Consider the following 25,043-nt stretch of genomic DNA (forward strand, 5'->3'; position numbering starts at 1 on the left):
CATGCCAGTTGATATACAGAAAAAACGCCTCTGACAGCTGGATGGCTGTAGAGGCGTTTCGCATTTTATTTTGGACTAGTTTTTTTGACAACGATTGCTTAACAGTTGCTCAACGACAGCGGGCACAACCAGCACATCGCGCGCAGCCTCCACATCGAGCACAACCAGCACATCGTGCGCAACCGCCGCCGCAGCCGCCGCAGCCACCACAACCGCCACAAGAACAAAATCCAATGCAGAATCCAATGCAAAATCCAACGCATAAACGCGCTTGGTTAGGATCGACTTGCCCTTGGCCGGCATTTGGTGTCATCCCACTTGTTTTGTAAGGATCCATATTCAAATGTTGCAAATCATTTTTAAACTCATCCATTTTCCGTAACCTCCGTTATGTGTTCATGAGTTTATCAACGCGTTAGACAAATGAGAAATGGCATAGATACATCCGGTTGAAACGGTCTAATGTCGTTGATTGTTCATGACATATACGTATGAAGTTAGCTCCGCTAGTGTTACTGTTGCATTTGCCTAGTTGCGTTATTAATAGACCACGTATATTACAGCTCTCAGAGATCAAAGAAGGCAGCCTCCTTGGTCAATGACCATGGAGGCTGCCTATTCATTAAACTCTGCATTTCGATATGATAACTTATTCAGCTGTCTTAACCTTGCGTTTACGGTTCAGGAACTCGTATACGACAGGGACGATAATTAACGTCAACAGCGTTGAGCTTGTCAAACCACCGATGACAGTAACTGCCATTCCCTTGGAGATCAGACCACCTGACTCAAAACCGAAGGCAAGCGGCAGCAATGCTCCTACCGTTGCTATAGCCGTCATTAGAATTGGACGAAGGCGCGTGCCTGCTGCTTCTAGTAAAGCCTCGCGCACAGTCATGCCCTCTTTTTCCTTCTGAATGACGCGGTCAACGAGTACGATGGCATTCGTAACTACGATACCGATCAGCATCAGCGCCCCGATCATCGCGGTTACACTGAGTGTTTCACCCGCAATAAGAAGCCCCACCAATGCTCCAATTACCGTAAACGGTAAGGAGAACAGGATTGCAAATGGCGTTAATCCGCCTCCGAAAGTAATGACTAGTACTAGATATACAACAGCGATAGCTGCCAGCATTGCCAGGCCAAGCTGAGTAAACGACTCATTAATTTGTTCGCTTACGCCGCCCATATCAATATCAACGCCAGCTGGCAAATCGGTTTCATCGATCATTTTTTGAAGCTCTGTAGACACTTTACCTACATCAGATACGGTTACATCCGCAGAAACCTCTGCATAAATCCGGTCATCGCGTCTGGTAATCGTATTTGGAGATTCTCCTTCTTCAATCGTAACCAAATCTTTAAGCGCAACTTCTGCTCCTTGTGGAGACGTCAGCATGACATTTTCAAGATCTGCCTTACTCGTGTAGGTTTTGGTTTCCACCTTCACATAAACGTTGAACTGCTCCCCGTCCTTCTCTATGGTAGTAAGTACGGGACGTTCGCGAACAGGACTAAGGGCCATTGCAATTTGCCCGGCAGTCAAACCATTTTGGCTAAGCTTCTCTTGATTGGCTACCAATCGATATTGTTCATAAGTTTCAGACAAGCTGGAATCAATATTTTTCAAATTTTTATTTTCAGCCAGCTTCGTCATTAAATCATCAACAACGGGTTGAAGAGCCTTCATATCCGTTCCGTAAACGAGCATTGATACGCCAGAGCCGCCTAGACCGCCGCCTGTGAAGTCCTGCTGCTTCCATTCGCCTTTCCCGCCAAGCTCTTGGAGAAGCGGCACAATCTTCTCTTTCTCTGCATTGAAATCCGCATAATCTTCATCGTAGCTTAAGTTGAATAAGGCTTGCTTTGACGCTCCTGGGCTAAATGGATTTTGTCCGCCAACGGCATACTGCACAACCCTAATGCCTTCACGATCAAGCAATTGTTTTTCGGCTTCAAGCGCCATTTTCTCGACCTGCTCACGTGTTTCACCTGGTGCAGGATTATAAGAAACAACCATCATTTTTTGCTCATCGCCTGCGATAAAGCTTGTGCCGATGACAGGCACAAGGAACAAACTTCCGATTAGAAGCACAACGGCCAAGCCAAAAGCAATCAGTTTATGATTAAGCGACCATTTCAGCACACCTTTGTACCACTCGGCCATCCGGCTCGGTTTTTCGTGATGTGCCTTGCCTGGCTTCATGCCTTTGCGGAACATCATATGAGCTAACATTGGAACAACCGTAATGGCTACCAATAGTGATGCCAGCAAAGCAAAGACGATCGTTAAAGCAAATGGCAGGAAGATTTGTCCAATCATTCCGGATACAAGACCAAGCGGAACGAATACTGCAATGGTTACGATCGTTGAAGCTAGGATTGGCACAAACATCTCTTTGGTTGCGTCAAGAATCAAATCCTTGCCCTTTAGCTTCTCTGTAGAGAGCGACATTCGGCGATATATATTCTCTATGACGACGATAGAGTCATCGATAACCCGACCGATAGCAACGGTCATCGCTCCAAGTGTCATAATATTCAGCGTAATGTCCATTTGGCTTAATATAAGCAGCGCGATCAGGATCGACAATGGAATGGACACAACAGCAATAATGGTAGAACGAATGTCACGCAGGAAAATCATAATAATGATAACTGCGAACAAGGCCCCAATGATGGCTTTGCTTAACATCGTGTGGACGGAATCCTCGATCGGCTTGCCTTGATCAAGTGTCATAACGAATGATAATCCTTCGTTTTTGCTTTCCAGCTCTTTAATTTCCTCTTTAACATTATTCACGACATCGACAGTATTGGCATCCGCGGATTTCACAACGTTGATTCCGATAGCATCCTTGCCATTTGTGCGTGAGATCGATTCTGCTTTGCCGACGATAGTGATATCAGCAACATCACTTAGTTTGACGCCTGGCACGACAACTAGATTTTTCAAATCTTCCTCGCTGGAAATGTTGCCGTCGACGAGAATGGCTTTCTCAGAGTCGCCAAATTCATAAATACCAAGCGGAACGGATAAAGCCGAGGCTTGAATAATGCCTTTGACCATATCCTCTGTCAAGCCGATTTGTTTTAGCTTATCGGTTTTAAAGGCTAATTCGCCTTCCTTTACGTTCTGTCCGGAAACTTGGATACTGGCTACGCCGTCAATGCCTTGCAGGCGCGGCAAAACATTTTCCTGCAATTCATTTGTAAGCTGCTCCAGATCCATATTGTCATTAGACAGACTGAGCGACAATACTGGGAAAGCGTTGAGGCTGAGTCTTGAGACCGAAGGATCCTGTGCCCCATCAGGCAGCGCTACCTCACTCAGTATATTTTTCACTTCCTCAGCGGCTTTGTCCATATCCGTCTCATAAGTATACTCAATGACGACAGATGAAGCATTCTCGTATGAGGTTGAGCTGATGACATTTACGCCTTTTAGATTACGGGTACGCTGCTCGATTGGCTTCGTAACTTTTTCCATGATCTCTTCAGGGGCTGCGCCGGGATATACCGTCGTAACACTTACGATTGGTACTGTGATATCTGGCAGTGTTTCCATTTTCATATTCAATCCAGAATAAAGTCCTGCAAACAGTACAAGCAGAGTCAAGATCCATAAAGCAAATTTGTTGTTTAGCGAAAATCGTATGATGCTTTTCAAAATATTCCACTCCTCATCTTCTATCTATACTTTAAATCGATAGCCTACTCCCCAAATCGTCTCAATATATTGCGGTTTGGATGGGTCATGCTCTATTTTTTCGCGCAGCCTCCGAATATGGACCGTAACCGTAGCTGCGTCGCCGTTCGAATCAAGACCCCAAATCCGCTCGAACAGCTCTTCTTTCTCAAAAACGCGATTAGGAAACGAAGCAAGCAGGAGAAGCAGCTCATATTCCTTCGAGGTAAGCATCGCTTCCTTCTCGTGAATCATCACTCTACGGGAAGGCTTATCAATGAAAATCCCTCGTATGCGAATATGATCACCTCGTTCCGTCTTGTCTGCGGTTAACCGCTCGTATCGCGCCAAATGGGCTTTTACTCGTGCAACTAGCTCGCTCGGACTAAACGGCTTAGTCATGTAATCATCTGCGCCAAGGCCAAGTCCTCTGATTTTGTCAATATCCTCTTTCTTTGCCGTAACCATAAGCACCGGAATATTGACCGTCTGCCTGATTTGGCGGCAAATTTCAAATCCGTCTACTTTAGGAAGCATCACATCGAGAATAATGAGGTCAAACTTTCCTTCCAGTGCTTTCTCTAGTCCGACATCGCCTCGCCCTTCAATATGCACGTCAAAGCCATAGCTCTCCAAATAATCGCGCTCCAGCTCGGCAATGGCTTTTTCGTCTTCAATAATCAGTATGCTCTTCATGCTCATCCACCGTTTTGACAGCACCTGATTTAGGAAGCTTCATACAGAACCGGGCACCCCCATGCTCTGCGTTTTCCGCCCAAACCATGCCGCCATGCCCTTCAATAATTTGTTTAACAATCGCTAGGCCAAGCCCGCTTCCTCCTGTCTCTGAGTTACGGGATTGCTCGGCTCGGTAGAAACGGTCAAAGATGTATGGGAGATCTTCCTTTTCAATTCCTGGTCCCGTATCTTCAATTTCCACTAAAGCAAATTGATCAAGCTCCTTCACTCGCACTATAATCGTCTTAGTTTCTTGTGACGATTGCTGTCCCATATATTTGACGCAGTTGTTCAAAATGTTGGTAAGCACCCGGCTTAGCTTATCCGGATCCGCCGCAATGAAAATCGAGCCGACTTCATGCGCTGTATAATGAAGCGTGACGCCAGATTTATCTAAATCAAAGCGCTGCTCGTCCATAAAATGCTCCATATACCGGCTGAAATCCATCACTTTAAGATCAAAAGCGACCGTTTGGAGATCGAGCTTCGAGAAAAGAAACAATTCATCAATCAATTGATCCATATCCGTAGCCTTGCGATAGATCGTTTCCATGTAACGCGTCCGTTTCTCGTCCGTGTTCGCAATTCCGTCCATAATTCCTTCAACATAACCTTTAATCGCCGATATCGGCGTCTTTAAATCATGTGAAATATGTGAGAGCAGCATCTTTCGATTTTCTTCATACTGAAGGCTTTGGTCAATCGAATGCTTTAATCTCACTCTCATTTCCTCAAATGCAATACTGAGCTGACCAATTTCTCCTCGTGTGGTGGCTTCCACCTTGCGGGATAAATCACCGTCCTTAATTTGCAGTGCGGCCGCTTCCAGCTTCTTGATTGGCTTTATAATGCTTCTGGACACAAAGTAGGTCAGCAGCAAACTCGTTAAGCCAATGAATGCCAATGAAAAAGCTGTGCCGACAGGCCTCCAGTAGATGGGGACTGTGTCGTTGCGTCGGAACAGAACGCCTCTGCCATCGCTTCCGTCGGGATATTTGAAATCGATATTGTACGTTTCAAATCGGTACGAGCTGAAAGCGACTGTAGCCGGAGGCTCCTCAAGCAGCCGTTGCCAATTTTGACCGGGCGCTACCTGCTCCAGGAATGGAGCAACCGATGTAATCTTTCCATCCTTCGAGAAGAGGTATCCCGCCCACAGATCACCAAGCCTCTGTTGAATATCACTAAGATACTCCTTGTCTTCCAGCTTTCCGGCGTCATTTTCCAGCACGTAAGACAGCTCGCCGTACACAAGTGCTTGAAGATATGGCTCTTTGCGTTCTTTGTCGAATGCTTCGCGTACATCCTCAATCCCGCCGGCATAAAAAAAGAAGAGCATAAAAGCAATCATGAGAATCACCGGCACAAACACCATGGCCAAGTAAGACATATACAGCTTTACTCGAATGGACAATCACGTTCACGCCTCGCTAGTTGGATATTGTTTAATCTATGGTTCATCATAACGGCTATTTCTAAACGAACTTGTAACCAATTCTTACAAAATTATTACGTTTGGTTTTAATGACTATATAAGTTGAATGAAATTTTTCGTTTTGTTCGCTTTCGTTCAACTTATATAGGATATTTTACATGACTTATAATTAAGGACGCGAATAATTCATATCATTAAATTTAGGATTTTTGTGACATAAAATAGCTCCGGTTGCGATAACGGTCGATAATCCGAATTGGTACAGCACCCACAACGAGATGGAAAACTCCGTCTGATCCGACCAATATTTATAGAAGCCCATTAATAGAACCAATATGATAAGAACAAAGATCGCTCTCATGATCTTTTGATTTTTTGCTGCCACTAGCAGCAGTGAAGCAGCATAGAGTCCGAATAAAGCTGAGGTAATTGGGGCAACAGCCCATATGCTAATGGAAAAAATGCTGCCTGATCCCATTAATTTCGCTGTAAAAAGCGCTAATGCCGGAAAAAGCAGAAGCCCCCAGTGTTTAAGGGGGCTTTGTGCATGATGGCTTGTGATTAATCCCTGTTCCTTCTTGCGCCAAGCTGAATAGCTCAACAGCAAATACAAGCATGGAGCTGCCAGGCCCAGCAGCGAAAACGACATTTGGAGTATATGGTACACGTAGTCCCCCATGATTAAGCTTTGCAGGAAAGGCAGGCGCTGAACGAACCACCCGCTGCTATGCGTAAAATGATCGACAAATACGTGGGTCAAAAACCCGATATACAACGAAATGATGAAGCGCAGCCAATCTTTCCCTTTAGATAAATGCCACGGCCGGTTTAGGAAGCTAGCATATGCCCGTATGACTCCGAAATTAGGAAGAAGATCAGGCAATGAAGGTTTTATAATCTTGTGAAAGGCAAGGGCAAAAGCAACACACATGGGGAGAACCAGCAGCAAGAAGCCAGCAAAAGAATGTCCGATCGTTTGAAAAGGCTGCATGGCTATAAAATACTCCATATCTGGCCCCATACTGCCCAGAATCAATCCGGTTAAACTTAAATAAGGAAAAATTTTTCGAAGCGGTGCAGCAAACAAAGGATGAGCTAACGTATAGGGCATGATATATCAGCTCCTTCTATTCGTTCAACGTCCCGAATTTAGGAAGCGGCCATATCCGGAATACGGCTTTACCCTCAATACTTGATCTTGAAATCGGCCCGATTGCACGGCTATCCAAACTATGTTCACGGTTATCTCCCATGACAAATAACTGACCTTCTTCTACTGTGAAGGGAAGCGTCACGCTCCCCGCAAAGGTTTGTCCTTTTACATACTGCTCGTCCAGCTTCTCTCCGTTTATGTATACATCCCCATCATGCATATCAATGATGTCTCCAGGAATGCCAACCACCCGTTTGATTAGGCGAAGCTCGCTCTCTGGACCATTTATGATGACAATATCCCCATGGCGCGGCTCATGGAAATGATAGGACCACTTATCTTCAATCAAGCGCTGCCCTGCCACAAGCGTATTTTGCATGGACACATTTTGAACCTCTGATTGCGCATAGACATAAGTCTGGAACAACATGGCTACAGCAACGGCTATGCCAAGCGATACCGTCCATTCCCGTAATTCCTTCAGCCAGTTTTTTTTGTGTTTTGTCTCCAATTGCATCAGCCTTCACCTCTTCAGTTGATATTTACATTCTAATTGTACATAAAAAGCCACATCATTCATACGCAGCACTTTGGAGAAAGTTTCCATATAGGCTGGCAAAATAGGAAGTGACAACGGAAGCTGCCATGCGATAAAGTGATAGCGAGAGGAGTTTTTATGAGCCATGAATGCCATACCCGCTACACAAAGACTATTGTTTACGACAATCACTATTTTGTACTGGACTTCTATGTATGTTTACGTTCCAACCCTATCGCCCTACTTAAGTGATCGCGGCTTTTCCCTGCCCTTTATCGGCATCGTACTTGGCAGCTATGGTCTTGTCCAGATGTTTGTTCGGTTTCCGCTAGGCATCCTATCGGACCGCTTCGGCAAGCGCAAGCCGTTCATATTGCTTGGCATGCTGACCGCTGGAATAAGCTGCCTGCTGTTTCTTATCCCTGGCCCTTGGATATGGCCACTGGCAGGTCGGCTGATGGCTGGCGTATGCGCATCTACCTGGGTTGCTTTCACGGTGCTATATGCGAGCTATTTTGGAAGTGGACAAACCGGCCGAGCCATGGGCAATATAAGCGTGATGACCGTCTCCGGCCAAATGATCGGCATGCTGCTTAGCGGATGGCTCACGGACGGCTTTAGTCCGAACGCACCTTTTACCCTTGGTGCCATTATCGCCATCATCGGGCTGCTGCTGGCACTGATGCTTAAAGAGCCACGAGCAAATCAACGCGAACAGCCAGGCATGTCATTTGCCATGATCAAAAACGTCGTGCGAACCAAAACGCTGCTACAGGTATCGCTGTTGTCTATCCTTGCGCACGGTGTACTCTTTATAACGATGTTCGGATTCACACCGTTGAAAGCGGCCGAAATGGGTGCAAATGGCGTGAAGCTAACTCTGCTCGTATTTGCATTTATGCTACCTCATGCATTCGCTTCATTGGTAACAGCGAGATGGTTTACTCCGCGTTTCGGCTACTGGGGCACCATCGGAGCAGGCTTTTTCATTAGTGCAGTCTGTACAGCTGCCATGGCATTTACCGGTTCGATGGAGATGCTTGTCATCACCCAAGCCATAAATGGCTTTGCTCAAGGACTACACATGCCTTTGCTGCTAGGGCTCGCCATTCGTGATGTCGAGCATGCCGGACGGGCAACAGCCATGGGCTTGTACCAGGCGCTATATGCTGTCGGGATGTTCTCCGGGCCTTTTCTCGCGGGGTGGCTCAACGAAAGCTGGGGCCTGAACAGCGGCTTCCTATTTGGCTCGCTGCTAGGTGCCGCTGCATTCATACTCGTGCTTGTATGGGCGCTGAGCGAACGAAAATCCGTCGTCAAAGTTGACGGAGAATATGCCGAGGAGGCAGGCAGATCATGAGACCTCAACTCGTTCTGGATATAGGAGGCGTACTGGCAACGAATTTGTCGCCCCTCTTTTGGCAGCTGCTTGCTGCGGAAACTGTGCTATCTGAAGAGGCATTATACTGTGAATATAAAAATCAAATAAGCAGCCAATTGTGGACTGGTGAAATTTCAGAACACGATTTTTGGCATTGGGTAAGTGCTTATGCTCCATTACTCACTCAGGAACATGCGAAAACAATGATTGATCGAAGTCTCCAGCCACTGCCTGCGCTAAGGAAAATCGCTGCATGGAGCAAAATAGCGGATATTCATCTACTTAGCAATCACCTGTCTGGATGGGTAGCGAATATCATACAACCCATACAGCCTTATTTAAAAAGCATAACCATTTCCAGCCAGACGGCGCTTAAGAAACCAGACCCGGCTATTTTCAATAAAGCAGCATATCATTTTCCACGAGAAAGCTATATTTTATTCATTGATGACCAGTCCAAAAATGTAGCTCAAGCAGCGCTGCACGGCTGGCACACGATGCTTGCCGATGAAGCTGGTTTATGGATTTCGCTTGTACAACCTTTGTTAGAGCAAGCGTTAGAGCAAGCTTCTAATGATAATTAGTCCCAATCCGCAACCTCCCGCAATGCCTAGCAACCAGGCATCGGAGCGGTCAAAGCGGAGACGGAAGGCGTAGACCGGTTTTCCCTTCTTATAACCAAATCCTCGTGCCTCTAGGGCATCTGACATTTGCTCCGCTAACCGCAAAATCGACCGGACATATGGAATAAGTACGGCATGTACGTTTTTGAGAGGAACTTTGCGAAGCGGCGTATCTGCCTTCCCTCTGGCATGCGCCAGCTTTGCAAATCTCTCCCACTCCCCTGTAAGCAAAGGAATAAACCGAAAAATAAGCGTTACGATTAATGCGAAAGAATGAATCGGCACCCCAAGCTTGCCAAGCCAGCCAAAGGTCTGCTCAATGGCGCGCTGAAGCCGGTAAGGTGTCATCAGATTAAGGAGCGGCATGCCAAGCATCATAATCAGAAATAGCTTGCCGAATCGAAGCACAATCGGCCAAGCCTTCTCGGAATCAAAGGAAAGGGGTTCTAGACCTATTCCGCCTACCACACAAAATATCATAATCATTATGGCATATGCGCGCAGAATGCCGATCCATGGCCGAATGAACGCTCGAAACGGAATGAGAAGCAGCACCGTTGCGAGCCCAGCCAGCAGCAGCCCCAAGCCGGATTGTTGCATGAATATACTTGCTGCCAATACTAAATAAGATAAAATAAGTGCTCGCGGGTCAAAACGAGTGGACTGCAGTCCACTCGTTTGGCTGATCGCTTCCTTTGGCATCTCGCTTACATTGGCTGCCTCTTCTTCCGCGAGCATCATCTGTTTAGACCTAGAAGAATCATTAGGGCCAGCCGCCTGAATAGCTTTATGAACAGCTACGCTAAGCTGCTCTGCTTCTAACAGTTTATGCTCGGCTGACCGTCGCTCTAATGCCAATGCTAACGCTGCGGCTACCTCACTTGGAGCTGGCCACGGCGCTCCGCCGCTGCGCTCCTGCGCCAGCAGCGGCAAAGCCGCCTCCGCGTGCAGCTCCGCCAGCACGCGGAGCGCCTGCGGCGCGGCGGCGGCATGCTTCATCGCCGCCGCAGGTGCCGCTGCGCGGACCGTGCCGCCGCTGACCACGGCGACCGCGTCCGCCAGCGGCAGCAGCGCGTCGAGGTCGTGCGTGGCTACGACCGCTCCGCGCCCTGACGCCCTGTGCGCTGCCAATACCGCGCACAGGCGTTGAATGCCGACGGCATCAAGCCCCGCCGTCGGCTCATCGAGCAGCAGCCATTCCGGCTCGCACGCCAGCAAGCAGGCAAGTGAGAGCCTTCGCTGCTGGCCGCCGCTGAGCGTCCATGGATCTTGCGTCAACATCTCTGGCGGCAATCCAGCCTCGTTAAGCGCCCTCTCCATTCTCGCTTCCGCAGCTTCGCCACTCACCTGATAGGGTTTCAGCGAATACCTCAGCTCTTCAAGCACACTGGCAGCAAACCATTGCGATTGGGCATTTTGCATCGCGAGCCCTAGCTTCATTGTCACTTCAGGGTTTAGGCGCTCTTTTCTTCCTCGTTTTATCCAAAGGGATTCGTTTCCCATCATAATCGAGCCTTTGTGAATGCTGTGAAGGCCTGTCATCGTTTCAAGCAGCGTTGATTTCCCAGCTCCATTACGTCCAACTAACAGCGTTATTTGTCCTGCTTTAAAGGTGTGATTCACTTCATGCAACAGCTGTTTCTGTGCTGCGCCGCTCTGGGCATAGACGTCAACGCTGCTCAGCTTCCAATCAGCGCCCATAGCAGCTCACCGCCTTCGCAAGCGTCTCAGCTGTAAAAGGAAAAGGCGTTAGCCGGATGCCGCGCTCTTCAAGCTCCCATGCCACTTGAGCGGCGTATGGCGCTTCAAAGCCGTGCTGTTCACAAAGGCTGTCCTTCGCTGATGGTGCAGATCTTTCAAACCAGGCACCCGCTTGCCCGTCAAATAGAACTGTACCCTCGTCCATCGCAATTAACCGGTCCGTTTCCAGCAGCTCCTCCAGCTTCTGAGTGATCCAAATAACCGTTGCGCCTTTCTCATGCAGTTCCCTTACCTGTTTTAATACTGTGCTGGATGCCTCAGGGTCAAGCATCGCTGTTACCTCGTCCAGCACGAGCAATGGCGTTTGCATTCCAATACATCCGGCGATGGCAACAAGCTGTTTCTGTCCTCCCGATAACGTGCCAAGCGGCTGGTGAAGCCGCTCTCCCATGCCTACGCTTTGCAAAGCACGCTCTGCTTCCATAGGGATGATGCCAGCGGGCAGCTCATTTTGCTCTAGCATAAGCAGGACGTCCTCCCAAGGCGTTGCGCCTACCATTGCCGCCTCCGGCTGCTGCATAACGATCGGAAGCGGCTTGCCCTTCCCAGCCGAGTGGAAATGATTCGCAACTTTTCCCGTCACGCCAGCAGCGCGGTAGCCTGCTGCCACTTTGGCAAGCGTGCTTTTCCCGCTTCCGTTACGTCCAATCAGCGCGATCCATTCCCCTTTATGGATCATCATAGATACATTTTGAATGATCGGCTTGCGCTTCTGCCCTTCGTGCATCAACGGCGGAATAACCGTCACTTGCTTCAATTCGATTTGAACGATATGCTCCAAAAAAATTTCACCCAACCTCTTCCCCAAAACGTTTGGCTATGCTACAATTCGATTTGTTAACCTAATTTAAATATAAATGGTTAACAATAAAATCGCAACTACATAAAGGAGTCGTAACCGCTATGCAAAGCAATAATATTCGATCGCTTGTCTTCATTTCTTTATTCGCAGCCCTATTTATCGTCATGAGCTCACTGACAATCAAGCTAGGAGGCTCATTCGTTCCGATTACGCTGCAAACCTTAGGTGTCGTGCTCGCAGGCTTGTTTCTGACACCGCGCAACGCCTTTCTCAGCATATTTGTTGTCATCGTGCTTGCCGCATTCGGCCTTCCGCTATTCAGCGGCCAAGGAGGGATACCAACATTAACAGGCCATACCGCCGGCTTTATCTTCGCTTTTCCTTTTTGCGCAATGTTAGTCAGCTTCGCTGTCGGTGCCTACCTTCGCAGCAGCAGCTCCAAATCCAATAAGTTGATTTCCTTTATCGTTTTCTTCCTTATATTCGAACTGTTCAGCTCATTGTTCTCCTATATTCCAGGCATACCTTGGCTCATGCATGTGCTAGGCTTTTCGTTCCCGAAAGCGATGGCTGTCGGCTTCTACCCGTTCTTGATCGGCGATGCTTTGAAATCCCTTGTAGGCACGCTTCTGGCTATCTCCTTAACACCTTACATCGTCCACATCCGCTCGTCAACCGTCAGCGGCAAAGCTCAAGAATCGGTTTATACGGCATAAATCAATTTTGTGCCGAACACAACAAAAACGCTTATCTACATGAACAATGTTCATGCCCAGATAAGCGTTTTTTGTTTATTCAGGCGTCCAATTCCACAAACGAACCTCGCCGAGCTGAATATCCTTTATTACGGCTGCCTCCTGCAGCTTTAGCAGCTCCTTTGAAGGGCCAGTAATGACAAGTCCGTAAATGCTTACCCCGTTATCTTCCACGTAAGCAAGCCCATTTTTAATTAGAGAGTACGGAACAACCGAGCTTGTGATCGACTTTTGCTTTTGCAAGAGCTTAAGCGTATCGATAAAGTTTTGATCTCTCCGCTCTCCGTCCCCTGTTTCTTGAATGGCAGGATACTTCGTCGTTGTCATTGAACCATCCCGAACAATCGATTCTATATCGTCATAGTGCCAAATCGGATTAAGCGGAAAGCCTAGCGGCTGGTATACAAAACCGGCGTCCGCTCCTTTATCTTCACCCGTATATACAGCCAACCATAACAACTTCAGATCAAAATCGCTCAAAAGCTTCAACGCTTCGTCCGTCGTATAATAACGGTCAAGCGATACAAACGCCTCCGCTACCGTCCCCTCTGGGAGCATGCTTAGACGATTCCACTGTACACTGCTTCTTTCTTGGTCCACTGATTCCGGCAGATGAAAATAAACGCCGATACTTCTGCCCCCTTGCCGATAAGGATCAATTCCATTGCCAATGGATTGATTCATTCTTATCGTTTGCTCATACGCTCCCATCGCTACATATTCCGTACCAATTTGTTTATTCATCATTCCGGAATATTTCATACTCAGAATACCGGTAGGACCACTACTCAAAGCTACGCTCATATTCGGCCTGGAAACAGCTACAGCCGAGCTCAGAACATCGCGGTAATATTCCTGGCGGTTCGGTTTCCCCGTAGAATAATAAACCGATGAAATGACTGAATTCAAAAAGGCTAATATAACCAATAAACCAATAACCGTACCTACATTCCAGAATCGAGCGTTCCGTTTTCCTTTGTTCATCAACCGTCTTGCTTTCTTCGGGTTCATTTCCGGAGACTCATGCTTTGCTTCATAATGGAATTGTTGGTCGCTTTTCTCCAGCATTTCCTCCATGTGCTCTTGGTACGCCTCCAGCTTTGCTATTTCCCGCTCCAGCGCTGCTTGTTCCTCGCCACTGAGCTTTCCATCTGCATAATCCTTTAATTGCTGCTTAAAACGTTCAGTCATCGCTGCCTCCCTCTGCACGCTGCTGACGCAGCGCCTGTCTCGCCCGAAATAAGATTACCTTATAGTAGGACAAGCCGATTCCCATAATGTCCGCCGATTCCTGATAGGTCAGCTCGTGCCAATCATGCAACAGCAGCGCCTGCTTTTGCTTGTAGGGGAGCTTTCCAATGGCTTGACCCCATTCGCTTATTCGTTCTTTGCGCAGGAACTGCAATTCCGGCGTAATTGGATCCGATATATCCGCGAAGAAAGAAGGCTCCTGCGGTTTCGCACGATTTTCCTTGCGCTTGTAATCAATTAACGCATGATGCGCGACCTGGAACAACCACGGCTTCACCCGCTCCCCTTTGTAGCTATCCAAATAAAGATAGGCGCGGAAGAAGGTTTCCTGCACAATATCCTCTGCCGCAAAAGGGTCCTGGCAGAGATAGAGCAAATAATGAAAAACATCCTTCATATAGATCATATACAGCTCATCCAGACTGTTCGGCTCTGCCACCTCCTATCATTTCCCTGCTCATTCTGCTCTTGCCTACCCATACACGTCTGAGATTGCAAAAAGTTACAGTTTCACAGCTGATTTCGCAAAAAAAACCGATTTTCATGCTGCAGCACTTACGGCTGGCACGAAAATCGGCTTTGTTCGAATACTTGAAAACCGCTGTCTTTAATGCTGCTTAGTCGCTGCATTCCTCAGGAGCTGGCTCCGAAGCATCCTCGACATTTATTTTCTCGGAAACGGTGTCGCGAACGATAGAAATGACCAACTGCAGCAAATAGTTAATGTCCGTTTGACTTTGTTGGAATTCATTAACGATTGGGATGCCGTCAAGCTCATCCTGCAGCGTTTCCATCTCGCCTTCTATTTTCTTAACCATATCGGCGTTTTTGAAGGTCGTTTCAAAGGCAACGACTTCTTTCTGCTTCTTCTTGATCTTCGTAATCAGCTGTTGTACACGCTCATTGCCATTGATTTGCTGTTCTGCGCGGCGGTAATGCTGCACTTCCTCCGAAGTAAAAATCAAATCCGCCAATTCTTTCGCTTTTGTAGAAATATCCTCGCGAACAATTAGATCACGCGTATGGAAGCTCGGGATACCGCAGCCCTCGCCATGCTCATGATCATGATCGCATTGTGCTGCCTGATTGTCTGCTGTATGCTGCTCTGCCATTTGTCATCTCTCCTATTTTCCCGTTATCTAACGGCTTCTTGAGTATTCTTTTCAATTGCTTCCGCTTTGATATACCATGTTTGTGCTTCGGTTACCTTTGCCATGATAAACTGGCCGATCCATTCCTTAGGCCCTTCCAAATGGACAAGCTTATTCGTGCGCGTACGTCCGGATAGGACATTCGCGTTGTTTTTGCTCTCGCCTTCAATGAGTACTTCTACGATTTGTCCGCACAGCTGCTCGTTCTTCTCTCTAGCATTAGCTGCAAGCTGTGCATTCAAACGCTGGAGTCGAGCCTTCTTCACTTCAATCGGCACGTTGTCCTCCATCCCAGCAGCAGGCGTACCCTCGCGCGGAGAATAAAGGAACGTATACGCGGAGTCAAAGCCGACTTCCTTGACAAGCGTCATCGTATCCTCGAACTGCTCATCCGTTTCACCGGGGAAACCCACGATAATATCTGAAGTCAGCATCGCATTCGGAATCGCTATTTTTATTTTATTTACAAGCTCAAGATACATCTCCCGCGAATATTTGCGGCTCATCCGCTTCAATATTTCAGTGCTGCCGGACTGAACAGGCAAATGGATATGCTCCACAAGATTGCCGCCAGTTCCGAGCACCTCGATCAAATGATCATCAAAGTCACGCGGATGACTCGTCATAAAGCGAACTCTCGGTATATCGATCTTGGACATGTCCTGCATTAGATCACCAAAACGGTATTTAATATCCTCAAAATCCTTGCCATACGCGTTAACGTTTTGGCCGAGGAGCGTAATTTCTTTGAATCCCTTTCTTGCCAGCTCACGAACCTCGGCAATAACATCCTCGGGCCGTCTGCTGCGTTCTTTGCCCCTAGTGTATGGCACGATGCAGTACGTGCAGAACTTGTCGCAGCCGTACATAATATTAACCCAGGCACGCATACCTTCGCGTTTCTTGGGCATATTTTCAATGATGTCGCCTTCCTTGGACCATACCTCAACAACCAGTTCCTTGCTGAAATAGGCATTTTGGAGCAGGTGAGGGAGTCGATGGATATTATGCGTTCCAAAGATCATATCAACGAAAGCGTGCTTTTGCAAAATACGCCCAACAACCGACTCTTCCTGCGACATGCAGCCGCAGACGCCAAGGAGCAAATCAGGCTTCTCGGTTTTGAGCGTCTTAAGATGACCTAGCTCACCGAACACCTTGTCCTCTGCATTCTCGCGAATGGCACAGGTATTAAGTAAAATGACGTCTGCAAGGTGCCGATCGTCCGTAGCCGTATAACCCATTTCCTCGAACATGCCCTTCATCACTTCAGTATCATGTTCGTTCATTTGGCAGCCGTACGTTTGGATCAAATAATGCTTGCCGACACCCATCGTCCGCAGCTCATCCGGAATCGCAAAATCATAATGCACCTCGATATCCTCTTTGCCGCGTTTCTTCTCATCCTTATGGCTTGGAGCAGCATTTATATTGACGATCCTTCCTTTAATGCGGTAGGTCGTTGAATTCTCATCCTGATCAATCACTTTAGCGTCGCTGAAATCGAAATATTTAGAATAATCCTTAAGCTGGCCTTGCTTCGTATCCGTAGCTAGCTGCTTACTTTCCTTCGTCAATGCCGATTCACTTCCTTATGGGTGCAAATAGTTGCTGTTCATATAGCCCAATTCAGTATTATACCAGTTAACGGAATAAAGGGTCAATAAAGGTCGAGCAAAACCGGTCCTGAATGTCCTCGCAGGAATACCCCATCACATAGCGCAATTGCCTATATGTATGCGGTGATTGCACCGAAATAAAGGAATGTGCTGTGTAGTCAGGATCAATCGAGTGAATCAGCCCTGACTCGAGAGCCTCATTCAATAGTCTGCAAATGGTTGCGTGCAAATAGAGATAAGGCGGCGATTGAAAAAAATCAGCCTTGTGATCTTCCGGCTTGTTAAACGACTGCACGACGCCCAGCCATTTGAACTGTTTGTCAATAAAAGCAATGATTTTGCGCATGACCATGTTCAACCGCTCTTGTACTGACAGTTGTACGTTTGCTTTCATATATTCATCGATCTCATTGATGAAAAGATCAAAGTTCTCTTTCATCATATCCATGCACAAGTCACCTTTATTTGAATACCGCCGATATAGCGTGCCTTGTCCGATTCCAACCGATTTGGCGATTTGGTGCATGCTGACCGATTCTACCCCATGCTCCGAAAACAAGTGATTTGCCGTATGCAAAATCGCTTTGCTCAGTTCTTGTTTCGTTCTGCCCTGTTCTGGTACAGTCATCATTCCTATCTCCTCTTTCCGCATTCGCAAATGAACGATTGACAATTTGCCTAATCGTCATTATTATTCAGTAGTGCGGACAATTGTCCGCACATAGAAGCGGTCATCTTTTCATTGTAGCCTGACAGGTCACAGAAGGTCAACAATTGGAAAGAAAAGACCCCTATATAGGGATGGGAGGATTTGAAATGGCTTCAGCTTCACAAAAAGCAGCACCCAAAGGCGATCCGATGTCGATCCGGAACATTATTGCTCCGCTCATCGCCATCATCGTCGGTATGTTTATGGTCATTCTCGACGGCACCGCAATGAATGTCGCAATGCCTGGTTTAATGGCTGATTTCAAAAGCCCGATGTCACTCGTTCAATGGACGATAACTGGCTACGCGCTGGCACAGGCGGCTGTTATCCCGCTCGCGGGATGGATGTCCGACCGATTCGGAGCCAAACAAGTCTTCTTGTTCTCCATTATCATGTTTACCCTTGGTTCAGCGCTGTGTGCTCTCGCAAGTACAGCTGAACAGCTTATTGTATTCCGTATCATTCAAGGTCTGGGCGGAGGAATGGTTGCTCCAATTGCAATGGCCTTCACATTCAGGCTTAGCCCTCCAGGCAAGCAAGGTGCAGTCATGGGCATGATCGGAATCCCGATGCTGCTTGCTCCTGCTCTTGGACCTGTAGTTGCAGGTTGGCTTGTTGATTATGTATCTTGGCATTGGATCTTTATTATCAATCTACCAATTGGCGTCGTTGCCGTCATTATCGGTCTTCGTACGCTGCCGAAAATAGAGCGTAAGCGCGTGCCTTCCCTCGACTTCCTTGGTATGATCTTTGCTCCGCTTGCCTTTGCCATGCTTGCTTATGGCGTAAGCTCCGCTGGCGGCGGCGAGGGCGGCGCAGGAAGCGGCTGGACATCACCCGCAGCTTTAACGGGAATGATTGTTGGCGGTGTGGCTTTGATTATCTTCATTATCGTTGAGCTTAGCCGCAAAGAACCGCTGCTTGAGCTTCGCGTTTTCAAATCAAGCAATTTCACTCGCGGCATCATTCTACAGTGGATTGTTCAAATTGCTTTGTTCGGCACACTATTCCTAGTACCTATTTTCTTGCAAATTGCCAAAGGCTACTCTGCATTTGATACCGGACTAATCTTGCTGCCACAAGCACTCGCTGCCGGGATCTTCATGCCGATCGGAGGCAAGCTATTTGACCGCTTCGGTGCACGTCCAGTCGTTATTGCTGGTTTAACCATCGTGACAATTGCAGGCTTCATCCTTAGCCAAATTTCGGCGGATACAACACTATTGACGCTGATGATTCCACTCGCTATGCTAGGCGCAGGAATGGGCTTGTCGATGATGCCGCTGAATACGCATATTATGCAATCCGCTCCGAGGGAGCTCGTTAGCCGCGTAACATCGCTTACGGCTGCTGCACAGCAGGTTATGACTTCCTTTGCTATTGCAGGCTTGTCAACGATTCTAGCGAGCAGAATGGAGCACTACGGAACGACCGCTCCAGGTCCGAATGTTGTTTATTCCTCCTATGGGGATACCTTCTTCATTCTTGCTGTGATTTCCATTGTGGGCGTCATTGTTGGCTTACTGCTTCGCAGACCTAAGCAAGAACAGGGCACGAATCCAGATGAAAAACCAGAGATGACCATGATGATGGGTCACTAACTGCTTTTTCTTCATATCGATATGTTAAAGAGACTGCTTCCTGGTCGTCACTGACGAACCACTGGGAAGCAGTCTTTTTTTTCAACCATTATTTAGTTGGATCAAAACTAGTCGATAATTTCGGCTTTATCTCCATTTTTCACGCCTGCCGCATTGGCTTCGTCGGTATCAATATGCATATCAAGGGCAAATTGTTCCGATACACGTGCAACAACATTTTCAAACACCACGCCGCGCTCTCCTGCAAAACGGACACGAAGCGACTGCTTGTCCGCAATTCCGAAGCGCTCTGCATCGCTTGTATGAAAGTGAATATGACGAGCAGCTACGATAACGCCTTCTTCAATCGTAACCTCACCTGCAGGGCCCTGCAGCTTGATACTGGCTGAACCCTTGGTATCCCCTGATTCTCGTACGGGAGGGTTAACGCCTAAAGCAAAAGCGTCTGTACGCGATACTTCCAGCTGTGTCTGCTTCCTTGCGGGTCCAAGAATTCTCACCTTTGCGAAGGTTCCCTTCGGACCGACGACCGCCACCGTTTCGTTGGCCGCATATTGCCCCGGTTGTGAGAGTGGCTTCATCTCGGTTAACTCATATCCTTTGCCGAACAATAGCTCGACATGCTCTTGTGATAAGTGAATATGTCTTGCTGATACGCCAATCGTAACTTCCTTATGTATCATGTTGTCACTCTCCTGCTATGAAGTAATTAATCTGTTGAACCTGCTGAACAAGCCCACATGAAAAAACATACGGCCGTAAGGCCGTATGCTTATCATACCATTTATTTAAATTCGGCAACAAGCTTATCGAATTCCTCGGAGGAAATCTTGATATTTTGCTTAGCAAGTCCTTCTTGTTTGAAGCCTGTAACCAGATCTTCATAGGATTTGCGTGTTTTGTTCTGATAGATCAGACCTGTAAGCAAGCCGTTCGTTTCCATGATTTTATTCATTGCCTGAACGCGGTTGGAAGGATCATATTCTGGGAATTGCTCCAAGTTCACGATGTTTTCTTTGAACCAGTCGTACGTATTGATTTTATTGAAGGTAACACACGGACTGAATACATTGATGAGCGAGAAGCCTTCATGATTGATGCCCTCTTCAATCAACTTAGTTAATTGCTTCAAATCGCTTGAGAACGACTGGGCAACAAACGTAGCGCCTGCTGACAAAGCGATTTCAAGCGGTGACAGCGTCGTCTCGATGGAACCTTCCGGCGTCGATTTTGTTTTGAAGCCTTCAGCGCTGCGCGGAGAAGTCTGACCCTTAGTCAAACCATAGATTTGGTTATCCATAACGATATAGGTCACGTTCAGGTTACGGCGAATCGCGTGTACTGTATGTCCCATACCGATAGCGAATCCATCGCCGTCGCCGCCAGATGCAATAACGGTAAGCTCACGGTTGGCAAGCTTTACGCCTTGCGCAATCGGAAGCACGCGTCCATGGATGCCGTGGAACCCATAGGCATTAATATAACCTGATATCCGGCCGGAGCAGCCGATTCCCGAGATGACAGCCAAATTTTCAGGCTCCAGCCCTACATTTGCCGCTGCGCGCTGAATAGCCGCTTGAATGGAGAAATCTCCGCAGCCTGGGCACCAGTTCGGCTTTACATTATTTCTAAACTCTTTGAATGTTGCCATCTAGACTCAACTCCTTACATGCTTTGTGAACGTCGGAAGGCAGAAATGGATTGCCGTCATATTTAAGCAAGCTTTCGATTTTTTCGGCGAAACCTGCATTCATTTTAATTTGGCCAGCCAGCTGTCCGGTCGCATTGTTCTCGATGACGATCACTTTTTTTGCATTTTGCAAGTAAGGAAGCAGAGGCTTCGTTGGGAACGGATGAATCTGGCGGATCGTAATGTGGTTTGTTGTTATGCCATCTTGCGTGAGCAAGCTTCTAGCTTCATCGATGGTACCACCAGTGGAGCCCATTCCGATGATAAGCAGCTCAGGCGTTTCGTGAGGCGCATCGACGCGGATAGCATCACGGATATACATATTGTCCAGCTTGCCAAGACGCTTATCCATCATATTCTGACGGTTCAAAGCATTTTCGGACGGACGACCTGTCTCGTCATGCTCAACGCCTGTAACATGGTGCAGACCGCCCTTCTCGCCCGGCAGCACGCGCGGGGAGACGCCATCCTCAGTCAGTTCATAGCGTTTAAACAAATCATGGCCTTCAAGCGCAGGAACATCCTGTACGAGCTTGCCGCGTTTGATTTCAATTTTGTCGTAATCGAGCTGATCGCAGGATTGCTTGCCCAGCGACAGCTGGAGGTCAGTCATCAAGATGACCGGAACTTGATATTGCTCCGCAAGGTTAAATGATTCGATCGTATCATAGAAGCAATCCTCGATCGAAGCCGGAGCGATAACGATTTTCGGAATTTCACCATGCGTGCCGTAAACCATGGCATTCAGGTCAGATTGCTCCTGCTTGGTTGGCAAACCTGTCGAAGGGCCGCCACGCTGGGTATTGACAATGACGAGCGGAGTTTCCGTCATGCCTGCAAGACCAATAGCCTCCATCATTAGGGCAAGGCCAGGGCCTGCCGATGCGGTCATCGTGCGCACACCTGCATAATTGGCGCCAATCGCCATCGTAACAGCTGCTATTTCGTCCTCGGTCTGTACAACCGTACCGCCGAACTTAGGAAGCTTCTTAATTAAATATTCCATTATCTCTGATGCTGGTGTAATCGGATAAGCAGCCATCAAACGGCAGCCGGCAGCGATTGAACCAAGTCCAATGGCTTCGTTTCCGATCATGAACAGCTTTTGCTGTCCATCCGCCTCATCAAGCTTGAACTCGTCAAGTGGTCCTCCCGCTTGCTCTAGAACAAATTCAGCTCCTCGTTTTACCGCTTCAATGTTTTTCTCTACAATGGCTGCGCCTTTGCGACCAAATTCCTCTTCCACTGCTTTATTGAATACTTCTAGCGGCAAGCCAAGAAGCGCCCAAGAAGCACCTGAGGCAACCATGTTTTTCATTAGCGAAGTGCCAAGCTCCTCCGCCATCTTCGTAATTGGCACCGCGAACAATCTTGCATCTATACCCTCTGGAATCGCAGGGTTGAATTTGGCATCCGCAACGATGACCCCGCCTAAACGCAGCTCCTTCGCGTTCAAATCGATGCTTTCTTGGTCAAACGCCACAAGAATATCCAAATCATCCGAAATCGCACGAATCGGTCTTGTGCTTATCCGTATTTTATTATTGGTATGTCCACCCTTAATCCTCGAAGAAAAATGTCGATATCCATATAAATAATAGCCCAAGCGATTAAGCGCCGTGGAAAAGATTCGGTCCGTACTCTCGACGCCTTCCCCTTGTTGTCCCCCGATCTTCCAAGACAATTGACTAATCAAAATGCCCAACTCCTCTTTTTCTAGAACGTGCTAATAATCATTATCAATTAATTATTATATCGTATAAGTCATAACAGTCACAACAAGTTTAAAGCGCAATCACATAAAAATCAAGATGTAAACGCTTAATGAAAACATAATTTGTTTCGATTGATTCCATACCGCAAACAGATGGGACAACTCTAAGCTTTAGGAAGGCTATTTTTGAGGAATCGAAGGGCATTTCCTGACATAAATTGTTCCGTTTGTTTACTGGAGTACCTTTTAAGCAGCGCATCCTGAAGGGAGATGAGCTCCCCTGGGTGCGTCAACCCTTTGATGTAGCGATCGATGCCGTCGAAATCAGAACCAAGCATAATATGGGTTTCTCCGCCGAGCTCGCATATATGCTCAATATGGCGCAACAAATCGTCCATTTTAACCACTTCTGCTTGAGAAACAAACCAAGGTACAAAGGTGATTCCGACTAATCCTTCCTTTGCAATTATCTCCTCAATTTGCATGTTTGTCAGGTTACGAGGATGATCACATATGGCTCTGGCATTGGAATGGGAAGCAATGAATGGCCTGGCCGACAGTTCAGCGACATCCCAGAACGCTCTTTCAGATAAATGAGATACATCCAATAGGATATCCAGTTGATTGCATTCTTCAACAAACGTTCTACCTTTGGCCGTTAATCCACCGCCTCGCGGCTCCATTGCACCATCAGCCGCCCAATTCGCATGATTCCAAGTGAGCCCAGCTGCCCGGATGCCAAGCTGATACATGATTCGCAGCATCGACATTTGCCCTTGGAGGCCGTCAACACCTTCAAGCGATAATAACGCGCCTATTTTTCCGTTGTTTATGCAAAAGTCCAAATCCTGGCCCGTCCTTACCCATATCATATCCTCACAAGTTAGGATCAACTGATGAAACCTGTCCACGCTCTCCAGAATAGGCTCTAACCGTCCATTTAAGGATTGGGGAATATAGATAGCAAAGGTTTGCAGAACCGTGCCTGCTGCCTTCAGGCGCTCGTATGTAACATCCAAACTTTCCGGCTTGCCTGCGCGAAACGTTAATTGCTCATCCATTAACAACTTGCAAAGCACATCACAATGAAAATCAACCACGTTCACAACATCGCCTCCATCACAGGCTTAGTTCATAGCAAAAAAACCTGTCTACGACGTAAACAGGCGAAACGTTTCATTTAATCCAATTGGCTTGCTGCTTAACGCCGCTTGGACTTGCTACCGAGGTTCAACAATCAATTTGATTGCTGTTCGGTCCTCCCCGTCAATCACAATGTCTGTAAAAGCTGGAATACAAATTAGATCCACCCCGCTGGGTGCGACAAATCCGCGAGCGATTGCAACTGCTTTGATCGCTTGATTCAACGCGCCAGCTCCAATGGCTTGCAGTTCCGCACCACCACGTTCACGAAGAACGCCAGCTAGCGCACCTGCAACGGAATTTGGATTGGATTTTGCTGAAACTTTTAATACATCCATAAAAAGAACCTCCCCTTGGACTGTTGGATGGATTCCACTTTTAAATAGTATTCGAGGGAGATTAAAAAATTCCTGCTTTTATTGTCTCTATTAACAAACTGTTCTGAATTGTCGGAACTTTTCAAAGATTCCGCTCATTACATGAGAAGCCATTCGTCTTCTGTCAGCCGTATCTTTTCAATTTTACGTGCTTGTCCCGTTGCATCATCAATTTGTACCGAAATCGCATGCAAATGCCATTTTCCTTCATCTACCACAAACCTAACAGGCAGCTGTGTAATAAATTTATGAAGTACAGCCGTCCGTTCCATTCCGAGTACGCCTTCTTTTGGCCCAACCATGCCCACATCCGTTATGTAAGCTGTTCCTCCAGGCAAAATCGTATCATCATTAGTTTGAACATGCGTATGCGTACCTAGAACGATTGATGCTCTGCCATCCAAATGCCAACCCATTGCTATTTTCTCTGATGTCGCTTCCGCATGAAAATCAACAAGGATGTTGTTTGTCATCTCCTGCGCTTCTTCAATCAACTCATCCGCCTTGCGGAATGGGCAGTCAATTGGCGGCAAAAAGGTTCGGCCCTGCAGGTTAATAATGGCAAGCTGCTTGCCGCCTGCTTTTATTAATGCCATGCCTTGACCAGGCGCGCCTTCAGCATAGTTCGCTGGACGAACAAGACGGGGCTCGTCATCGATCCATTCGAAAATATCTTTATTATCCCACGTATGGTTACCCATGGTTATGCCATGGATTCCCCATTCGAAAAATTCTTTAGCTATAGTGGCAGTAATTCCGCGGCCAGCTGCGGCGTTCTCTCCATTTGCGATAATAATATGAGGATTATATTTACTTTTTAATGCAGGCAATACGCGCTTCAAAGCGCTTCTTCCCACATTTCCAACGATATCTCCGATAAATAATACATTCATGTTGATACACTTCCTTTT

General features: G+C 47.3%; 23 protein-coding genes. 4 read left to right on the top strand and 19 right to left on the bottom strand.

Annotation, left to right across the window (positions count from 1 at the left end):
• Positions 1-75 precede the first annotated feature (75 nt).
• The 6 genes from E0496_RS05780 to lepB all read right to left on the bottom strand — a co-directional run bounded on the left by E0496_RS05780 (position 76) and on the right by lepB (position 7,534).
• On the bottom strand, positions 76-303 hold the full coding sequence (locus E0496_RS05780) for a hypothetical protein (RefSeq protein WP_161601325.1): 228 nt from the start codon (positions 301-303) through the stop codon (positions 76-78).
• 346 nt (positions 304-649) lie between these two features.
• Positions 650-3,673, bottom strand: a complete 3,024-nt coding sequence (locus tag E0496_RS05785; protein WP_141500698.1) for an efflux RND transporter permease subunit — start codon at positions 3,671-3,673, stop codon at positions 650-652.
• 24 nt (positions 3,674-3,697) lie between these two features.
• Entirely contained in the window at positions 3,698-4,387 is a 690-nt protein-coding gene (locus E0496_RS05790; RefSeq protein ID WP_141500699.1) for a response regulator transcription factor, read from the bottom strand.
• Positions 4,365-5,843 carry a sensor histidine kinase gene (locus E0496_RS05795; protein WP_141500700.1) on the bottom strand — a complete coding sequence of 493 codons (1,479 nt, stop codon included), beginning with the start codon at positions 5,841-5,843 and terminating at the stop codon, positions 4,365-4,367. Before E0496_RS05795 ends, E0496_RS05790 begins: the two co-directional genes overlap by 23 nt.
• A 190-nt stretch (positions 5,844-6,033) precedes the next feature.
• Positions 6,034-6,975, bottom strand: a complete 942-nt coding sequence (locus E0496_RS05800) for a DUF4184 family protein (protein WP_141500701.1) — start codon at positions 6,973-6,975, stop codon at positions 6,034-6,036.
• A gap of 16 nt (positions 6,976-6,991) precedes the next feature.
• A complete protein-coding gene (gene lepB / locus E0496_RS05805) occupies positions 6,992-7,534 on the bottom strand; it encodes a signal peptidase I (RefSeq protein ID WP_141500702.1) in 543 nt (180 codons plus the stop codon).
• Positions 7,535-7,700: 166 nt separating this feature from the next.
• Between lepB and E0496_RS05810 the strand changes: the two genes are divergently transcribed.
• Complete coding sequence (locus E0496_RS05810; RefSeq protein WP_141500703.1) at positions 7,701-8,915, top strand: MFS transporter; 1,215 nt, start codon at positions 7,701-7,703, stop codon at positions 8,913-8,915.
• Positions 8,912-9,520, top strand: a complete 609-nt coding sequence (locus E0496_RS05815; protein WP_141500704.1) for an HAD-IA family hydrolase — start codon at positions 8,912-8,914, stop codon at positions 9,518-9,520. The genes E0496_RS05810 and E0496_RS05815 overlap by 4 nt, the downstream gene beginning before the upstream one ends.
• Here the strand turns inward: E0496_RS05815 and E0496_RS05820 are convergent.
• Together E0496_RS05820 and E0496_RS05825 are read right to left on the bottom strand one after the other, a co-directional pair.
• The gene (locus E0496_RS05820) at positions 9,494-11,260 is read right to left on the bottom strand and encodes an ATP-binding cassette domain-containing protein (protein WP_141500705.1); all 1,767 of its coding nucleotides are present in this window, start codon (positions 11,258-11,260) and stop codon (positions 9,494-9,496) included. The genes E0496_RS05815 and E0496_RS05820 overlap by 27 nt on opposite strands.
• The gene (locus E0496_RS05825; RefSeq protein ID WP_141500706.1) at positions 11,250-12,116 is read right to left on the bottom strand and encodes an ATP-binding cassette domain-containing protein; all 867 of its coding nucleotides are present in this window, start codon (positions 12,114-12,116) and stop codon (positions 11,250-11,252) included. The genes E0496_RS05820 and E0496_RS05825 overlap by 11 nt, the downstream gene beginning before the upstream one ends.
• 107 nt (positions 12,117-12,223) lie before the next feature.
• Here E0496_RS05825 and E0496_RS05830 point away from each other — a divergent pair, with 107 nt between their 5' ends.
• Positions 12,224-12,838 (top strand): biotin transporter BioY, encoded by a 615-nt coding sequence (locus E0496_RS05830; protein WP_141500707.1) that lies wholly within the window; start codon positions 12,224-12,226, stop codon positions 12,836-12,838.
• Between the two features lie 75 nt (positions 12,839-12,913).
• Here the strand turns inward: E0496_RS05830 and E0496_RS05835 are convergent, their stop codons facing one another.
• The 5 genes from E0496_RS05835 to E0496_RS05855 form a co-directional block, all read right to left on the bottom strand.
• Positions 12,914-14,068, bottom strand: a complete 1,155-nt coding sequence (locus E0496_RS05835; protein ID WP_141500708.1) for an anti-sigma factor — start codon at positions 14,066-14,068, stop codon at positions 12,914-12,916.
• Positions 14,061-14,567, bottom strand: coding sequence for an RNA polymerase sigma factor (locus tag E0496_RS05840; RefSeq protein WP_241674611.1), 507 nt, complete (start codon positions 14,565-14,567; stop codon positions 14,061-14,063). The genes E0496_RS05835 and E0496_RS05840 overlap by 8 nt, the downstream gene beginning before the upstream one ends.
• 178 nt (positions 14,568-14,745) lie before the next feature.
• On the bottom strand, positions 14,746-15,240 hold the full coding sequence (locus E0496_RS05845) for a YlbF/YmcA family competence regulator (RefSeq protein ID WP_141500709.1): 495 nt from the start codon (positions 15,238-15,240) through the stop codon (positions 14,746-14,748).
• Positions 15,241-15,263: 23 nt separating this feature from the next.
• On the bottom strand, positions 15,264-16,856 hold the full coding sequence (gene miaB / locus E0496_RS05850) for a tRNA (N6-isopentenyl adenosine(37)-C2)-methylthiotransferase MiaB (protein WP_141500710.1): 1,593 nt from the start codon (positions 16,854-16,856) through the stop codon (positions 15,264-15,266).
• A gap of 67 nt (positions 16,857-16,923) precedes the next feature.
• Positions 16,924-17,526, bottom strand: a complete 603-nt coding sequence (locus E0496_RS05855; RefSeq protein WP_206669717.1) for a TetR/AcrR family transcriptional regulator — start codon at positions 17,524-17,526, stop codon at positions 16,924-16,926.
• 188 nt (positions 17,527-17,714) lie between these two features.
• On the opposite strand from E0496_RS05855, the gene E0496_RS05860 reads away from it, so the two are divergent.
• Positions 17,715-19,208 (top strand): MDR family MFS transporter, encoded by a 1,494-nt coding sequence (locus E0496_RS05860; RefSeq protein ID WP_141500712.1) that lies wholly within the window; start codon positions 17,715-17,717, stop codon positions 19,206-19,208.
• A 107-nt stretch (positions 19,209-19,315) separates the two neighbouring features.
• Here the strand turns inward: E0496_RS05860 and pduL are convergent, their stop codons facing one another.
• The 6 genes from pduL to E0496_RS05890 form a co-directional block, all read right to left on the bottom strand.
• Complete coding sequence (pduL, locus tag E0496_RS05865; protein WP_141500713.1) at positions 19,316-19,891, bottom strand: phosphate propanoyltransferase; 576 nt, start codon at positions 19,889-19,891, stop codon at positions 19,316-19,318.
• Positions 19,892-19,992: 101 nt separating this feature from the next.
• Positions 19,993-20,859, bottom strand: coding sequence for a 2-oxoacid:ferredoxin oxidoreductase subunit beta (locus tag E0496_RS05870; RefSeq protein ID WP_141500714.1), 867 nt, complete (start codon positions 20,857-20,859; stop codon positions 19,993-19,995).
• A complete protein-coding gene (locus tag E0496_RS05875) occupies positions 20,837-22,594 on the bottom strand; it encodes a 2-oxoacid:acceptor oxidoreductase subunit alpha (RefSeq protein WP_141500715.1) in 1,758 nt (585 codons plus the stop codon). Before E0496_RS05875 ends, E0496_RS05870 begins: the two co-directional genes overlap by 23 nt.
• A 182-nt stretch (positions 22,595-22,776) precedes the next feature.
• Positions 22,777-23,718, bottom strand: coding sequence for a dipeptidase (locus tag E0496_RS05880; RefSeq protein WP_141500716.1), 942 nt, complete (start codon positions 23,716-23,718; stop codon positions 22,777-22,779).
• A gap of 114 nt (positions 23,719-23,832) precedes the next feature.
• Complete coding sequence (locus tag E0496_RS05885) at positions 23,833-24,093, bottom strand: stage V sporulation protein S (RefSeq protein ID WP_006036664.1); 261 nt, start codon at positions 24,091-24,093, stop codon at positions 23,833-23,835.
• 137 nt (positions 24,094-24,230) lie between these two features.
• On the bottom strand, positions 24,231-25,025 hold the full coding sequence (locus E0496_RS05890) for a TIGR00282 family metallophosphoesterase (RefSeq protein WP_141500717.1): 795 nt from the start codon (positions 25,023-25,025) through the stop codon (positions 24,231-24,233).
• Between the last annotated feature and the right edge of the window lie 18 nt (positions 25,026-25,043).

Origin of the sequence: Paenibacillus luteus (assembly GCF_006542765.1) — a bacterium.
GTDB classification, from domain to species: domain Bacteria; phylum Bacillota; class Bacilli; order Paenibacillales; family Paenibacillaceae; genus Pristimantibacillus; species Pristimantibacillus luteus.

Bases quoted from the DNA above. Each gene is read 5' to 3' on its own strand.
- E0496_RS05780 (WP_161601325.1), bottom strand. From the start codon at position 303: ATGCCGGCCAAGGGCAAGTCGATCCTAACCAAGCGCGTTTATGCGTTG.
- E0496_RS05790 (WP_141500699.1), bottom strand. From the start codon at position 4,387: ATGAAGAGCATACTGATTATTGAAGACGAAAAAGCCATTGCCGAGCTG.
- E0496_RS05800 (WP_141500701.1), bottom strand. From the start codon at position 6,975: ATGCCCTATACGTTAGCTCATCCTTTGTTTGCTGCACCGCTTCGAAAA.
- lepB (WP_141500702.1), bottom strand. From the start codon at position 7,534: ATGCAATTGGAGACAAAACACAAAAAAAACTGGCTGAAGGAATTACGG.
- E0496_RS05810 (WP_141500703.1), top strand. From the start codon at position 7,701: ATGAATGCCATACCCGCTACACAAAGACTATTGTTTACGACAATCACT.
- E0496_RS05815 (WP_141500704.1), top strand. From the start codon at position 8,912: ATGAGACCTCAACTCGTTCTGGATATAGGAGGCGTACTGGCAACGAAT.
- E0496_RS05820 (WP_141500705.1), bottom strand. From the start codon at position 11,260: ATGGGCGCTGATTGGAAGCTGAGCAGCGTTGACGTCTATGCCCAGAGC.
- E0496_RS05830 (WP_141500707.1), top strand. From the start codon at position 12,224: ATGCAAAGCAATAATATTCGATCGCTTGTCTTCATTTCTTTATTCGCA.
- E0496_RS05835 (WP_141500708.1), bottom strand. From the start codon at position 14,068: ATGACTGAACGTTTTAAGCAGCAATTAAAGGATTATGCAGATGGAAAG.
- E0496_RS05845 (WP_141500709.1), bottom strand. From the start codon at position 15,240: ATGGCAGAGCAGCATACAGCAGACAATCAGGCAGCACAATGCGATCAT.
- E0496_RS05855 (WP_206669717.1), bottom strand. From the start codon at position 17,526: ATGACTGTACCAGAACAGGGCAGAACGAAACAAGAACTGAGCAAAGCG.
- E0496_RS05860 (WP_141500712.1), top strand. From the start codon at position 17,715: ATGGCTTCAGCTTCACAAAAAGCAGCACCCAAAGGCGATCCGATGTCG.
- pduL (WP_141500713.1), bottom strand. From the start codon at position 19,891: ATGATACATAAGGAAGTTACGATTGGCGTATCAGCAAGACATATTCAC.
- E0496_RS05870 (WP_141500714.1), bottom strand. From the start codon at position 20,859: ATGGCAACATTCAAAGAGTTTAGAAATAATGTAAAGCCGAACTGGTGC.
- E0496_RS05885 (WP_006036664.1), bottom strand. From the start codon at position 24,093: ATGGATGTATTAAAAGTTTCAGCAAAATCCAATCCAAATTCCGTTGCA.
- E0496_RS05890 (WP_141500717.1), bottom strand. From the start codon at position 25,025: ATGAATGTATTATTTATCGGAGATATCGTTGGAAATGTGGGAAGAAGC.